Source organism: Sphingobacterium sp. 2149 (genome assembly GCF_031455655.1).
GTDB lineage: Bacteria > Bacteroidota > Bacteroidia > Sphingobacteriales > Sphingobacteriaceae > Sphingobacterium.
Genome location: NZ_JAVDTD010000004.1, coordinates 346,396 through 362,254, shown reverse-complemented (window position 1 = coordinate 362,254; position 15,859 = coordinate 346,396). Strand labels below are relative to the sequence as shown.

Below are 15,859 nucleotides of genomic sequence, written 5' to 3'. Positions count from 1 at the left end.
TTTGGATAATGGAAATGGAAGTATATTTTTAATAGACTTTCTTTACTTATTGTGACGAAAATAACAAGGCCGATGAATGCGATAACATATAGTGTAAGCGTCTGGCGGAGAAAGAGAACAAATAAAGATATAAATTAACCCTAGATATTTTTTATGAATACAATTACAGAAAAGTTACTGGAATTGGAAAAAGATGAACATTTTCAAAAATTGAAAGAATTGTTACAGCGGCAGAATATTTTCCAAATTTTAAAATTAGATAGGTACGAGATACGACATTCTAATTTTATTGCCTGGCTGTTGAATCCAGATGAAAAGCATGGTCTTGGTACTCTATTTCTAGATAAAGTTTTAGGAGATCTTATCCCAAAAGAAGTGCTTTCTAAACGCGGTGCTTTTAAATGGATAAAGCGAGAGTCTGTTAATGACATCGATTTATTTATTCAATTTGATGATTTGATTATAGCAGTCGAAAATAAGTTTGATAGTGATGAGCATTCTGATCAACTAACAAAGTACCGAGAGTATGTCGATCAACATTTTGTTCATATCTCAAATCGATTTTTTGTTTTTCTTACGCCTGGTGGTAAATTAACAATATCAAATAATGAGTATAAAATTTATTCTTATGCTACCATAGCCAAACACTTGAATCATATTTTGACAGATAAAACAATTAACATAAATGTTCATAGTAGAATATATATAGATGATTACTTAAAAGCAATACAAGCTACCTTAATGAAAACAAACCCTGAGAACCTACTTGCTGCGCAATTGTACAATCAATACAAGGATGTATTCGATTTTGTAAAGGAAAATATCAATTCGGACGTCAATTATATCACCCATCAGTTTAACCTGCTTCTAGAACAAAATGTTCCCAATTACGTAAGAGGGTCTGAGTATTATAGTTTCAGTAGATTTACGACTTCTCTTATTACCGAGATCATGAAACCTATAAAAAATACTACTAGTCGCGCATGGAAAGGAAAAGAACCATTTTTATTCGAAATATCAATGGAAAAAGAAGAGAGAAGGATTGTATTTCTTGTAGGTGTTTCTGATTTTAATAAAGAATTGAATCAATTTATTCATCAATTATTTACAAAGAATGGCTTGATTTGCTTAGATCCTATGACACCATGGAAAGTGTATAATATCACTAGTATTTATTTTGATTTTAATAGTTATAAAGATGATGACTATATAAAACAAAGATTTGATGAGATATATCAGATCGCTAAGCGAACAATTTTATTGGTCGAAAGTCTCATCCTAAATAATCGAGTGAATATAGATCAGCTCTACAAGATTCAAAATATTTGATTGTAATTAAATGTTGTTATGGGATACATTCCTGTCGCGTCAAAGGCTAGGATCTATTAAATACAAATAATAATCTAAGAAAGCTTTATTATACCCAACTTATGAATTTAAAAGATATCCAAAAACGATTTAATCTCGACCAAGTGTGGATAATGACCATACAGGCATCTTTCCAGAGAGCAAAAGTATATAAAGGCCATACAAATAAATATCAACGAAAACGTGAATTGAGGAAACAGATTGAAGATTTGGCTCATCAATATGATAAAGTGGTTTCAGATGAGCAGCACATCCAAAATATTTTATCGCTGAGGTGTCAGGACGATATTGGACTGAACATTAATTTCGGTGTCGCTCAAAAACTCTTGAATCTTTATCTTAAATATTTATGGACATTGGGGTATTTGCGATATCCACCCCCTCACTTTCCCGTCGATCGAATGATTCAACAGGCATTAAAATATGAATTCTTATTTAACTGGACGGAATTGGATAACGTCGAAACCTATAAACGATTTATTGAATTTGCCAAAGTTAGGATGAGTAAAGAATCATTTGATTCTATAGCTGAGTTAGAATTGGCAATATACAATGGTTGGATTAATAGAAATCGGAGTTAAAATTATGATTTAGCTATTGGACTGAACAAAATGCATAGGTTTCAATGTCGATTTAATTCAATTACATGAATTTCATATTTTATATAATCAATGAAATTTAAAAACTAATTATGTCTGAGACTTCCGAAATAAACTGGCAAGACTACGAGGCCATTACTAAATACGTATATGAGTCCCTCGGTGCGCAATATGGTATCAAGGTCTTAGGTTACGGCAATACATGTAAGTTGAGAGGTAAATCTGGTGTAATGCATCAGATTGATGTCTTGACGGAGCAATTTGATGGTAAGAAAAGCATACGCACTGCGATTGAATGTAAATACTGCAAAGAGAAAGCAAATAAGGATATTGTTATGAAACTATCTGAAACTATGCTTGACTTGGGGATAGAAAAGGGAATAATTGTATGCAAATCAGGATTTACCAAAGATACTGTAATGTATGCCGAACACAAGGGCATAAAGCTAGTTAAGCTCTGGGAAGCTGGAGAAAGTGATGCGGATTACAAGAAGGAAATAGAGTTTGGAACTTTGGATATTCGTCTAAACATCACACGCACTCGTGCTAATATAACCAGTATAACCTTTGGAGATAAAACTATTCATTTTGATCCTTTGATAGGTGCGGCCTATTTATTTAAACTTCATGATGCTTCTGGAAGAGAAGTTAGCTTAAAGCCATATCTGCTAGAATTTGCTTCTGAGATTACCAATAGGAAAGAGGTTCTAAAAAATATTTCTCTTGATTATTCAACAGATAAAAAATTATTCATAGATGTTGAAAATAGAGTATTAACCGTTGAGAAGTTCTCTGTTACTGGGTTTCTAACAATAGATGATCTAAGCACTAAAAAATATTTTACGTTGACGGATCAGGTGTGGATGATCATGGAAGAACTTTTTGATAAAAGACGGTTGTCATTATCGAAGAGTGGGTTGATCTGGAGCTTTCGTGAAACTGATAATAATATTTGATGAAGTGAAATAGCCTTTTGGAATTAAATTATTATTAGGATTCAATTTTTGAACAACATTTTCTAAGAAATGAACAACAATTATCTCAACTAATCTCACGATCTTTACAGTAGATGAATGCCCAAAGCCGGTTAACATCTAGCCCAAGCGGACATCTAGCCAAAATTGCCTCCCTTGACGGTTAACGAGGAAGGCTTTTTTTTTATTGTCTTCTTAAAACAGTTGAATAAATCAGCTACGGTTTCCCGTATCTTACCACTCTTCCAAATCCATACCTTAGCCTTACAGTTTGTAATAATCTTGAAAGTTAATATCTATAAACATATTAATTCAGAATAAATAATGTATATTAGGCTTGGGTATTAACCTTGCCCGATTGAAAAGTAGCAGGCCATGATAGTAACCACGACCAATTCCATCGAAGGGAGGGAGATTTCACGATATAATGATCCAATAGCAGCCAATGTTGTCATTGATACCAATGTCCTTAGCCATATAGCAGGGAGCTAGTATTCAACGTTGGAAATCAGGACTTGGAATTACGTCGACTGTAGTATGATTATTAGTAAACAAGATTAATAAATTAACTTTTATGGAAATTAAAATTGAAATGCCGAATATCGGTGATGGAGATGCTATTATCGTTCATTTAAAAAGAGGGCTTGAAGACTTAGTAGTTCTTATAGACGGCGGTAATGCAAAAGATGCAGATAAAGTAATACAAAAGCTTGACCCAATTTTAACCAAAACTGGAAAGAGTGGTCCAGATTTAGTTATTTGTACGCATTATGATTCAGATCATATTGGTGGACTAAAAAAAATTGCCCAACACTACCAAAATAAAATTGGGACAGTTTGGGTTCATAAGCCTAATATTGAGGATTTACAGAAGACTATTTCAACTTCTAATGACTTGCTTCAACATAGAAAATCCGAGGAAGTCAATGCTTTAAAGCAACTTTTTCTTTTAGAAGAGAATTATTCTAGCTTTCAAAATGTTCTGCTTGAAAGTTATAATGATATGGCGGAATTTGTTGATTTCCTAATCAATACGAGCATTCCAACTATTGAACCATTTACAGGTTGTCAGTATCCAGGTTGGGAGGAGGTAATAATGGTGCTTGGGCCATCTGAATCTTTTTATAAAACATTATTACCTAATCTTAAGAATTCGAAATCACAAATAGGAGAACAGTTGTTATATGAATCATTTGTAAACAAACCAAGAGGTATGAAAACTTTGATGATGATGGGATTTCCTTGTCAGACCTTAGATAAAACGCCTAAAGCTCAAGTGACAACAGTAAATCAATCAAGTATAATAATAAGTATAGTTGTAAATCGTAACAAATTTTTGTTTACAGGAGATGCAGCTATAAACTCATTTAAAGAAATACCAGGATATCCAGATACCATTAAGGATATTTTTTGGTTAAAAGTGGCTCATCATGGGAGTCGAAATAATAGTTCTAGCGAACTTTTCAACATAATGCGACCGAAATATGCGTTTGTGTCAGGAGATAGGCATATAGATCAAGAAGTAATCGATTGCTTAAAAGAAAAATCTGTCAATGTAAAAACAACGAGAGATGATAATGATCTATCATTTAAATATCCTTAATACAGTCTTTAAATGGATAGGAATAAATTTAATGCCAATCCCGTCGAAGGGAGAGAGATTTCACGATATGATGATCCAAGCGCTGCCAATGTTGCCATCGGTGGCAATATCTTTAGCGATATAGGAGCAAGCTATGTAGGTATCTTTCTTGGTAAGTTAAAATTATTAAAATCTAATGGCTCTATAGTTCGGTATATTTTCACTACCATCTATCGACTAACTAATTAACTCTATTCAAAAATAATTTAAAACGATATCGAAATGGAAACAAATAACACAGAAGAGCTTGAAAATCTAGAACTTGATAAAGACCTAAAGAGAAAAGAGGACATTCTTAAATTGAATGAAAATATAAGATCAAATAATTTTGATAGATTAAAAGATAGGGTTGCTTTCATTTTGAGTTATTTCCCGCAATCGCGAAATTCCGATGCGGAATTAGCTTGGAACTATTGGAAATATTTTGAGCATGAGATTTTGGGTGATGGGGAGCTTACAAAAGATAAATTATTCAAGTTAACAAAGCAAACATCGCTTTCAAGAGCAAGAGCTAAGATTCAAAATGAGTATAGACTATTTCAAGCTGATCCAGAGGTAAAAAAATTTAGACGAAAACTAAGGGAAGAGTTTGAAACAGATAACGTTAATGATAAGCCTTTAGACGATAACTTTTTTGTTTATGTAGATGAGTCTGGTAAAACGAACGATTACCTAATTATAGGATCAATTTGGTTGTTTTCCTTCGGTCCCTCTTTGAGACAGAAACAAAAAGAATTGTTTGATTGGAAAAAGCTAAATGATATCAGATTCGAATTTCATTTTAAAGATTTGAAGACTAACAATCTAGATAGATATAAGCAATTCGTCGAGAAGTTCATTGGTTTAAATCCTGAGATTAGTTTTAAAGCTATTGTATTAAAACGGAAGGGTGTTTCAGATAATGACAGAGCCTTAGAAGATCTGACAACTCATTTGCTTTATGAGGGAGTGCTGCAAGAACATAACTCAAATAGAGCTAAATTGCCTCGAAATTTAACTCTTACAATAGATAGAGAAGAGGATGGACGAGATAAGCTTAAACTAGCTAATATAAAGGAAAGAATAAGGAGTCAAAAAATTAATGGGTTATATTTATTAAATTTTGTCGCTGAAGATTCTTTTGGAAATGAATATATTCAAATGGCTGACCTTCTAACTGCTTCCTTAAGCAGGATAGTAAATTTTCCTCAAAATACTGGTGCTAAGGACGAATTTGCACGTTATCTGTTGAGCTTACTTAAAGTCGATGTTGAATCTTTTAAAGATGATAATTATAATGACGTTCTTAATGAAGCTGACACAGCTAAAATTTTCAATTTAAATTAGATTTATCCATTTTTTAAATACCCACGATAAATAATTTTTTGATCGTGGGTATTTTTATTTACTTTTTCCGAAGATTTAGCTGTTACAATCTATACTTGTAGATCATGTATATAGACATTTGATATATGCTAGAGGTTGTTTTTTAGCCAGTTTGAACATTCATTTGAAAAGCCAGTCCAAGCACCCTCGCCGCTTAGCCCTACAACGAGTAGCTCGTCGTTGGAGTCAATGAAAGTCATTAGATGGTTCCTAATTAGAGTGGCTGTAGATGTTGATTTAATTATAAATGTGCTATCTAAACAATGCCACCAAGTGCCAAGTTTTTTTATTTCGTCAATTAGAGTTTCGTAATCTTGGCCGGTTCTGTTTAAATCATAGCCAATTAAATAGGTTTTTTTCATATTTTTTATATCTTAAGAAAGCAAATCTAATACAGCTAAAATTATATTATCTACGGTTTCCCGTAATGTAAAATATATCAAATTTCTCAATTTTTAGATTCTTGAAATAAACAATTGTAGGTATTAGAATCAAAGAAATCGTTATGTAATCTATTGGTTATATTTCTTTTTACTATATTAGTATTAACGATAAATTGCCATTTTATGAACAGAAGACTACCACATTTATATTTAAGAAACCCATTTGGGGTTGTTAATAAATTTAAGAAGGATCGAGGTATTGAAAAGACAGATCTTATCGACCAAAATCCGGAAGCCTATCGTAATCATAAGCAAAAGTTGAATGGCTCATTTAACCAATTATTGCTAGATCGAGAGAAACGTCTTAGAAGTAAGACTCTTATAAATGTCAATATAGATATCGTTGAGATTAGATTTTTAATTCCATTTAGTAATGGTGTCAATTTTAAAACCCGAACAAGATTTCTAAATGAGTTTGGTTTAACAGCTGTTATGTTGGAAGATTTTAATAGGACAGTACTATTTGCGGTAGAAAATCAAGCCAAATTCAACGAATTTCACAGAACTTTACTTAAATACATTAATAGTAGTAATCAGACCTCTCCTAAAAATACGGATTACGCTATTATGACTACTATTTACGATATAAAATATCATACTGCTGACGATATCAGAAACCATTGTAGTGATGATTTGATTCTAGAATTGATTAATAATACCGCACCGATATTTCAGCAATATGATCATCAAAAAGGAGCTCTTAAAGAGAGGTTGGAAGATTTAAAACGATTAGGTAGCTTACAGGACTTCAAGTTTGACCCATATGAAAAGATGGTTCAACTAGAGGGTATCGAATCTTCACAATTAAATTTATTAGTAAACAACTTCGATATCCTTGCTCAAGGGCATTCTTTAAGAAGTGTAGCTGTAAGACCTAATCAATATAATCAAGAGGAGTTGACTTGGAATTTACGTATTGCTCCGAAGAATAGATCGACAACGATTGGGGTAATCGATAATGGAATACGTAGAATTCAACCTATAGAAGCGGTTATATTAGATGAAAAACTTGACATTACAAATACTCAGGATGGACATCAGGCAATTCATACACATGGCACAGTAGTGGCCAGTTTAGCAGCCGTTGGAGAGTCTTTTTTCTCTGGTGATAGGAATATTGAAGCTGATGCAAAGATATTCTCTATAAAGATTTTAGAAGACCTAAATGGCTACATAGATGTAGTTAGTGTTGTTGAAGCAATCAGGCAAGCAAACCTTGTATACGGAGTGCGTATTTTTAATTTATCTGTTTGTGCTCAAAGTAAACGTTATAATGAAGCCCCTTCACACTTTGCTTATTTATTGGATAAATTAAGTTATGAATTAAATATACTAATATTTATCGCTGCTGGAAATATGCCTTATGACGACTTACAGGGGATGCAAGCAATACCTAGTCAAAGACATCAATACCCATTTCATTTTTATAATCCCCCAGAAAACGAAATGGAACTTCATAATTGTGTATATACTAATATCTGTATTCCCGCCGAGAGCATAAATAATATGACAGTAGGAGCACAGGCCGAAAATTTTAGGTCTGAAACACGTACAGATTTAAGCCTAGATAAGAATTTAGCGGCTTATTATTCAAGGAAAAATCATTATGACTTTAAACAGAAAATTAATGGTGGTGAATTAAGTATAAATCATAGTAATAAAAACTTGTTTAAACCGGATATATTAATGCCAGGAGGAGATCTGCTAACTCCAGAATCTTCGATGCAAGTGATTGGCTTTGGAGAGCTAGGATCCGATTTTTATGCATTTGATGCAGGTACAAGTTTAGCATCTCCTTTAGCAGCAAATTTAGCTGCTAAATTGCTAAATACGTATCCTGAAATTTCTATACAATCTGTCAAAGCACTATTGATAAATTCTGCGGAAAACTATCCGTCAAACTATTTGGATGAGTTAATAAAAGTAAGAAAAGATGAATTAGCTATAGAAAAATATGGAATAGTATATAATAAACTAACTAGCAAAAGCAAAACAAATATTACTAATAGTGTGATATCAGCAGATGATCTTCACCGAAATCTATCCGGCTATGGAAAACCAAATGTTGAACAATTATTGTATTCAAAGGAAAATACAGTCTCTATACTTATTGAAGATTCTATACAACAAGATCATCATAAAGTGATCTTAGTAAAAATTCCAGATTACTTATTAGAGGGTAAAGGTAATGGTGCTTTGGATATTAAGGCAACTTTATGCTTTAAAACAAATCCGGCTTGGGGTAATCATGTTGACTATAATCCACTCCATATTTCCTTTAACTTTGCAAATTCTTTGATTAAGAATTCAATTGACGAGTTAGCAAATGTCCTTGCTGACCGTGATCACGATCTTTATGAGAGATATTGGACACCAAAGTTACATAATTTGAAAGAGAGGATGCAGAGTGGTAGCCTAACCGAAGGAGAAATAAAGCAATTCAATCTTTTAAAGGGAGTTCAAAGAAATAAAATACTCGGAGTCAAATCAAAAATACAAAGCTGGTCGGAAGATTTCTTTCCTCTAGTAAATAAACCTCTATCAAATCGGCAACAGCATTCTATTAAAATAAATAAAAATGAGTTACGAAAAATAGGTAATCAATTAGCTATCGTAATGAGATGTGCCATTAAAGAAAATCTAGATACGGAATTAAGCGAATGGGCTCGTACTATCAGAGATCATCAGTTCTCATTAGCTCTATATTTAGAAGATAAATCTAATAATCCCAAAGGAAATTTGTATGAAGAGTTAAGCGTTGTCAATATATTGGAAGCTATCCCTAACGTGATAGAAGATCTCGATCAAGAAGCAGATTTGGACGTATAATTCTCTGAGATTATTGATGTAAAAAAATGCCTTAGCTTATTTAATAGCTAAGGCATTTTTTTCTTGCTCTAATAGATCTTTCCAGATCTGAGTATCTATTTTTGGTTTGATACTTTTTACAGACTTTATAGCAAACAAACTTCGTTTTATTGCATTGATCAATGTCTTTTGAATACTGTAATAGGAGAGGCCTTTAGCACTTTCTATTAGTTCAGTTTTCGAGACCTTTTTATCAAAAATAAATTGGTCTTCCTTGAGTACCAAATTGATCATCTTTTCTATTTGCTCTTTTTCTGGCAACTCCAATGAAATAGAAAGATCAAAACGACGAAGTAGCGCCTCGTCCAACATGTCTTTCTGATTGGTAGCAGCGATTACCATGCTACTTTGAGGTAGATAATCAAATAATTGCAAAATGGTATTAACTACCCGTTTCATTTCTCCATGATCTTGGCTGTAGTCACGAACTTTACCAAGAGAGTCAAATTCATCGATAAAAATAATGCAATCTTCCTGCGCAGCTTTACGAAATATCTTCGCGATATTTTTACTAGTTTCACCCAATTTTGATGAAACAATGGCTCCAAGGTTGACAACGATCATCAATTTATTAAGCTCGCCGGCAATAACATAAGAAGCTAAAGTTTTACCACATCCCGACGGGCCATAAAACAAAAGCTTATTGGAGACCGGTAGATTGTATTTCGACAATAACTCACTTTGACGATGTTCCTCAAGAAAATTATTCAATTTATCAGCAGCGGCGTCGGTTAGTACCAAATTATTGAGTGTATAATCTGAAGTGAGCTTTTCTAAGATTAGCTCATCAGTCTCTCTGTCTTGTACTGTTTGATAATGCGTAGGCGAACCGACCTTCATTAAATGATTGTTCTGCTTACGTAGAGAATCCTTTAATAACGATTGAAGCTGCAAAGCAAAATTCACCTTTTTGGTGTTCTTATTATGTTCAATAAATTCGTTCAACGTAGACAACAGTTTGTCCTGGTCATTTTCCAACCCAAAACGTGCAATGTCTTTTATATAATCTTGTTGACTCATTGTATTAAACTTTTAATGGCTTATCCATTTGGATATATGCAAATATAACAAATATTAGATATTGATATATTGTTAAACTGCGAATTCTTACTTTGAAAAGATGGCCGGCGACGGTTTAAATTAGAATTATTAATTTATCAATTCAGCTCTCACTCCATCCTCGCCAGCAATTAAGCGCCATAGTTTTACGTCTATATTTTCATTCTCGAGTTTCCTTTGGAAGAATTTTGCCTGAATAACATCGTGAGTGCCCATTAAGACTTGAAACCCTTGATCAGTTATGTAATCTCGAAGGAGGTCGAATACACCAGAAGCATGAACAAGATCATGATGTTGAGTTGGATCATCTAGTAACAATGATTTCCACGGCGTCCATTTATAGGTACTAGCCATAGAAAGCATAAAAGTTAATTGTAAGTCTGTCGCTTGGGCTTCGCTAGCTACTTCCATTACACTTACCTGTTCATCATGAAGGTTAATTTTAACTTCTGCCTGAGATTTATTTCTATATGAGTAACTCTCTAATTGTGTCTCTACAAAGCGAGGGTTTACAACAATTTTTTTTAGTAAAGAAACCCATAACGGATTTATGGCTTTGATTTTATCGTGTACACCATCAACTTCTTCACCGATTTTACGATATAATTTTTCAAGGGCGGCTTTTCTTTCTTTTATGAAAGATAGTTCTCCATCTATTATTGATAATCGTTCCTTCATGTTTGATAAATAGACTTGCTCTTCTTGGCTCTCACAAATCTCTTTAATTTCTTTATCCAATGTAGTAAACTTTTCTGCTGCGTTCCAGCGACCTAGTTCGTCACTCATCTTATTTAGATCTTCTAATCCTTTTTTAATAAGTTCATCATTCAGGATGAGTATATTTTTTCCTATGTTAAGATTGCTCAATGAAGGCGGTTCAATTAAGTTACCATCTTTCCATTCTGCTAAGATTTCATTCTGCTGCCCTTGTAACTTCGAAATTGCCATATTTAGGTCTGTGATTTGTTCTTCGGCTTCTCTTCTAAGCTTCACAATTTGTTCACTAGCCCTAGTGTTGTCAGTAATTTTTAATGTTGTAGCGTCAATTTCTGTAGCTATAGTAGAAATTTGTGAGTCTAATAAATCTGTGTTGATTGATAAAAGAGATTGATTTATCTTTTCAATTTCACTTTTTATACTTTCAAGAGATGCCGTAAGTATACTGATATTTGTTTCATTGGATTGAATTGTATCTCTTGTCTGGTCTCTAGCCGTTATTAGTTCACTTAATTCTTTTGAAGATGGTTCTTCCCCAAATTCTGTTTTATCCTTGACAATCTTTTCTATACTTATATTGTTTTTTTCTTTTTCACTTATTAACCATTCGTTTGCTTCAGTGACATTGCTTTTGTCAGGAAATCTAGGGATGCATTTTTCATTAATAAATTCTTGAGCATTTTTTAATTTATCCTCATTTTCAACTAAACTTTCATTGATTTTACTTAATGTTGTTTTTTCATTTTGTATCTGCTGTTTTTTAGTGTCAACTTCTGTTTTTAATGTATTGTTAGTTTCAATTTCACTACTGATGACAGGATCTATTTGTTCCAATGCCAAAGCTATTTGCTTTGAAAGTTCATCAGGTTCATATTCTGCGTTACAAACAGGGCAGTTTCTTTGGTCATCAGGTAAATTTGTTGCTATAATACCTACTGCACCAAGAATAGCATCGGAAGCATTTTTTAGGGAATTAAGTTTGGTTTGGCTTTCATTAAATAACTTTTCTATTTTTACTAAATCAGTTTGAAAATCTTCTATTTTTTTCTGATAATCTGCTTTTTGTCCTTTTTGATTGTTAATAAGATTTTTTATTTCAATCACTTTTAGCACATGGGTATTCCAATCCTCGATTACCGATTGTAGTGAATTTAATTCCCCTTGCTTTTTTAGTGCTTCTGCTTCACTCGCTCTAATAGAATTGAACGTAGCAATTTTAGCGTTGAGCTTGTCAACAAGTTCGCTCTCTGATTTTAATTTTAATTTTTGTTCAGAAATAGAATCGGAGATTGACTTGATAGATTTTTCTGTCGATGCTGATTTTGTTTCTTCCTCTTTCTTTTTATCTAATAATCCTTTCGATTTTTGTAAGTCTTTTTGTAAGTCTGTCTGTTCATTAAAAGTACCTTGGAGTGCAATCAATGAAGTCTTTAATGGTGCGATATCTGTATCCGCTTTCTGTATTATGTCTGTTTTTCCAGCAATCTGCTTCTGCTTTTCTGCTATTTCTGTGTTATTGCTTTCAAAAAGAGAAAGTTTGCTTTCAAGATTTGAAAGATTAAATAAACGCTTTTGATTATCTTCTTGTAATTTGAGTATAATGGAGTTTACAAGTCCTCGATAGCTAGCTACGGCATCTGGATTTTGATCTATGTTTTCCGAATCTGATGAACCATCAAATTGTTTGTGAATGCTTTGAATTTGGTCAATAATTTCGTTTAAAGGCTTAAGGACATAGTTTAACTTTGTAGCATCGCGTTCTTTTAATTTATCTTCAAAAATGGAAATCTTTTCTTTATGTTTGTCCTTCTCGTCCTTTTTTTCATTTATAGTTTTAGTAGCAGCACTCAAAGTATTTGATTTTGTTTTGGCAATGGCGCTTAAATCTTTTCCAATAGATAACTTATCTAACAAATCTCCTGCCTGAGAAGACTCTCCTTTTTGTATAAACCAGTTATTTCCACGTTGCTCTATAAGATGCGTAAGTCTTAAAAGAAATGGAATATCTTTTATGGAGTATTCTGGAAACAATAAATCATGATTTCCAGATATGCTAGGTTCTGCACCTTTTCTGTAATTAACCTCACAGTAGTTTCCATTATCAAAATCTAATCTTACATCCACACCATTTTGTTTGTCACGGATTAATGATAATGGTGGATTTGCTAAACGTTGAATAGAGCCAGTCAATGCAAACTCTATAGCTTCGAAAAGAGTTGTTTTTCCAGTTCCATTTGGAGCGAGAAATATATTAGCTCCAGAACTTAATTCAATTTCGACATCCTTGCCAAAACGTCTTGCGTTACTTATTGTTATTTTTTTAAGATGCTTCATTGCTTTCTGATTGGTTATTTATCAATGTATTAAAAAGGTCAAAACTTGACATGCCAGAACTAAATGCTTGTCGCCACTTGACTTTTTCTTCATCATTAAACCATGCAAATTCTTGTTCTAAGACTGAAAAAGCTGAAATAAGTGGGTCTTGGCCTAAATCCAATGGAGTTGGAGCCTCAACTTTTGTTATAAATGTTCTTTCCAAAAATGATTCCTTAGTTTCGTTTGGACGCAATACAAATTTTCGACAGAAATCCTCACTAGACTCAATCCTTAAACATTCTTCAATTGAAAGCTGAGTTTCTTTAGTCCACATGATAGCAAGATAGATATCAGCCGTTTCGGGATCTAAAAGTAACTCCTTACATAATGCAGCCCATTGTAAAACATCTTTTAGATTGCTATCCGAATTTATACCTACTACAAGTAGCGTTTTGAGAGATGGTTCTGAAGTTTCTAGAGGGCGAAAAAAACGAATTAGTTCTTTGTTTTGAAGATTTTCAGAAGCTACCTCGATCATCTCGTTTTCAATTGTCCCTTGACTTATTATTGAAAAACGAGCTTCAATCTGGTGATGGATATACGATATGAATTGGTCAAAAGTCATGATATGTTATTGTTTAAAGTTTCAGTAAGTGACACGTTATAGATTTTGAGTTTTTGTTTTAGATAGGTTTGAAGTTCATCAATACTTCCTTTTTTGATAATTGAATCAAAAATTCGGTTTTTGGTTATTAATAATTTTGGACTATTTCCTGATGCTAAAGAATGATCAAATTTAGCAGAGTTGCTAATCGATTCTTTATAAATCACACCTTCTGGCTGTTCACTTTGTGAAAGAATTAGAATATCGTATGCTTCTTTGCCAATAAGGTCGTCAATAGATTCTTCCTCGTCTATCTTCCTAACTCTTCTGCCTTTTCCAGCTGGTCCACTCCACCAAGTAAGTCCTATAGCGCCGATACTTAATCCATCTTCAGTTTTCATAATTTCTTCGCCAATTGGATCCAATGCCACTGAAATAAGCAAGCAGTTAAATACTGCATCCGCGATTAATAATTTTGTCTTAGGTCCTATTCGTAGGTGTCCCAAAATTTCGTCTCCTTCAGCATTAGGATGTACAATTTTTTTTAAAAGAGAGGTCAGCTTTGATTCATCATTTTCTATAATTTGTTTCCAAACATTCCAGCGTGTTTCAACTGCGTCTCTTAAGTTTGGTGATTGGCTAATATCCATTTGTGATATTCTTATAAATATTTTTTCAGAAACTAACTCCCACGTCTTTTTTGCCATCTGATTAGTCATATCTTTCGCGAAAGCTTCACGTTCGGAATTTGAATTTATATACATTCCTCCCATTAAACTATAAGGCGCATTATTACTAGAGATGGTAAGATTTTCTAAATCATCCTCTTTATCTCCGAGTGTGCCTCCTAGTTTACTTTCAATGTTTACTTTCCAACCATCCCAATTAGTACATAGTGCATTTACATTTCCTTGGAGATGTATAGCCAATTGAAATACCACTTCGTAAATAGGAGAAAGAGAGGTGTTTACTTGAGAAAAATTAATATGTAAAGCTCTATCTCTACTATTTGACCATAACAATGGTATTATTTTAGACGGCCTTTCAATATGCGTATTACTTTCCAGATCGTGAATCCCAGATATTTCCCATTTGTCATTTATATTATTTATCTGAGTCCATGTTTTTTGGCTATTTAATAAGTAATCTTTTAATTCAAATAATAATTGCCTTGGAGAGATACTTCCAGTGTAGGCTGAGTTATCTTGAGTATATGATTTAATACGTGACAATACATTAAGTGGCTCACTAAAAATTCTTGACAACTGATTTATGCTATCAGAATCAATATCAGTTTCTGTTCTATAGTCAACAATTTTTAATTTTAATAATGCTTTTAGAATATGATCCCAATCACTAAATCCACACCACGTTGTTAACCAGTTATATATATTTATCGCAGTCGCATCTCTAGCGACATTCTGCAAGTTATAAAGGCCTTGATTTGTTGTCGTAGAATTAATATGTAATCCTATAAAATCTTTCAAATTTCGTATCTCAAGATTTCTCTTTATTGATGGTCCTTCATGAGGAAGACATAATATAAAGCTATAGATATTAGAATTTGTCGTTGAGTTATATGTTAATATCCAATTAGCCAATGATAACATTGATCGATCCAATGGTGTTAAGTCTGTAGTTCCATTTTTGATACAGTTACTCAAAGGGGCAAAATCAGTTTGTTGTCTTTTTATTTGAAGATGTTTAAACTCATATAAACTCTCTTGTATTACAAAATCATCCCAACCTGTTATATCGCCTTGTTCTGCTCCTATGCACAATATATGTTTTCTTCCTTCAACAAATGCGCATAACATTTTTGATATTTCGTTTGCAGCTATTGTTTGCTCATATACTGCTGTTCGGTCTAATCTTAATTTAGCTAGCATTAATTGTTCTGTTTT

Annotated in this window: 13 protein-coding genes; 8 read left to right on the top strand and 5 right to left on the bottom strand. The window is 32.9% G+C overall.

The genetic code is table 11. The features are described 5' to 3' along the window. Positions 1-153: 153 nt before the first annotated feature. From J2X77_RS08090 to J2X77_RS08060, 7 genes are all read left to right on the top strand, one after another. Positions 154-1,329 carry a PD-(D/E)XK nuclease family protein gene (locus J2X77_RS08090; protein ID WP_310080097.1) on the top strand — a complete coding sequence of 392 codons (1,176 nt, stop codon included), beginning with the start codon at positions 154-156 and terminating at the stop codon, positions 1,327-1,329. 101 nt (positions 1,330-1,430) lie between these two features. Further along, positions 1,431-1,949 carry a hypothetical protein gene (locus J2X77_RS08085; protein ID WP_310080095.1) on the top strand — a complete coding sequence of 173 codons (519 nt, stop codon included), beginning with the start codon at positions 1,431-1,433 and terminating at the stop codon, positions 1,947-1,949. A gap of 110 nt (positions 1,950-2,059) precedes the next feature. Continuing rightward, complete coding sequence (locus J2X77_RS08080) at positions 2,060-2,923, top strand: restriction endonuclease (protein ID WP_310080093.1); 864 nt, start codon at positions 2,060-2,062, stop codon at positions 2,921-2,923. A 393-nt stretch (positions 2,924-3,316) separates the two neighbouring features. Continuing rightward, the gene (locus J2X77_RS08075) at positions 3,317-3,433 is read left to right on the top strand and encodes a heavy metal-binding domain-containing protein (protein ID WP_310080091.1); all 117 of its coding nucleotides are present in this window, start codon (positions 3,317-3,319) and stop codon (positions 3,431-3,433) included. A gap of 82 nt (positions 3,434-3,515) precedes the next feature. Continuing rightward, positions 3,516-4,544: an MBL fold metallo-hydrolase gene (locus tag J2X77_RS08070; RefSeq protein ID WP_310080088.1), complete on the top strand. Its 1,029-nt coding sequence runs from the start codon at positions 3,516-3,518 to the stop codon at positions 4,542-4,544. 12 nt (positions 4,545-4,556) lie between these two features. Beyond that, on the top strand, positions 4,557-4,772 hold the full coding sequence (locus J2X77_RS08065) for a hypothetical protein (RefSeq protein ID WP_310080087.1): 216 nt from the start codon (positions 4,557-4,559) through the stop codon (positions 4,770-4,772). A 33-nt stretch (positions 4,773-4,805) separates the two neighbouring features. After that, entirely contained in the window at positions 4,806-5,909 is a 1,104-nt protein-coding gene (locus J2X77_RS08060) for a DUF3800 domain-containing protein (protein WP_310080084.1), read from the top strand. Positions 5,910-6,037: 128 nt separating this feature from the next. Here the strand turns inward: J2X77_RS08060 and J2X77_RS08055 are convergent, their stop codons facing one another. After that, a complete protein-coding gene (locus J2X77_RS08055) occupies positions 6,038-6,310 on the bottom strand; it encodes a SinR family protein (RefSeq protein WP_205397818.1) in 273 nt (90 codons plus the stop codon). Between the two features lie 204 nt (positions 6,311-6,514). On the opposite strand from J2X77_RS08055, the gene J2X77_RS08050 reads away from it, so the two are divergent. Next, complete coding sequence (locus tag J2X77_RS08050; protein WP_310080082.1) at positions 6,515-9,220, top strand: S8 family serine peptidase; 2,706 nt, start codon at positions 6,515-6,517, stop codon at positions 9,218-9,220. 36 nt (positions 9,221-9,256) lie between these two features. Here J2X77_RS08050 and J2X77_RS08045 read toward each other — a convergent pair whose 3' ends face one another. The 4 genes from J2X77_RS08045 to J2X77_RS08030 all read right to left on the bottom strand — a co-directional run bounded on the left by J2X77_RS08045 (position 9,257) and on the right by J2X77_RS08030 (position 15,844). Next, positions 9,257-10,279, bottom strand: coding sequence for an ATP-binding protein (locus J2X77_RS08045; RefSeq protein ID WP_310080080.1), 1,023 nt, complete (start codon positions 10,277-10,279; stop codon positions 9,257-9,259). A 129-nt stretch (positions 10,280-10,408) separates the two neighbouring features. Then, positions 10,409-13,369, bottom strand: coding sequence for a hypothetical protein (locus tag J2X77_RS08040; protein WP_310080078.1), 2,961 nt, complete (start codon positions 13,367-13,369; stop codon positions 10,409-10,411). Continuing rightward, the gene (locus J2X77_RS08035; RefSeq protein WP_310080076.1) at positions 13,356-13,976 is read right to left on the bottom strand and encodes an ABC-three component system middle component 1; all 621 of its coding nucleotides are present in this window, start codon (positions 13,974-13,976) and stop codon (positions 13,356-13,358) included. The genes J2X77_RS08040 and J2X77_RS08035 overlap by 14 nt, the downstream gene beginning before the upstream one ends. Then, positions 13,973-15,844: an ABC-three component system protein gene (locus J2X77_RS08030; protein WP_310080074.1), complete on the bottom strand. Its 1,872-nt coding sequence runs from the start codon at positions 15,842-15,844 to the stop codon at positions 13,973-13,975. Before J2X77_RS08030 ends, J2X77_RS08035 begins: the two co-directional genes overlap by 4 nt. Positions 15,845-15,859 lie beyond the last annotated feature (15 nt).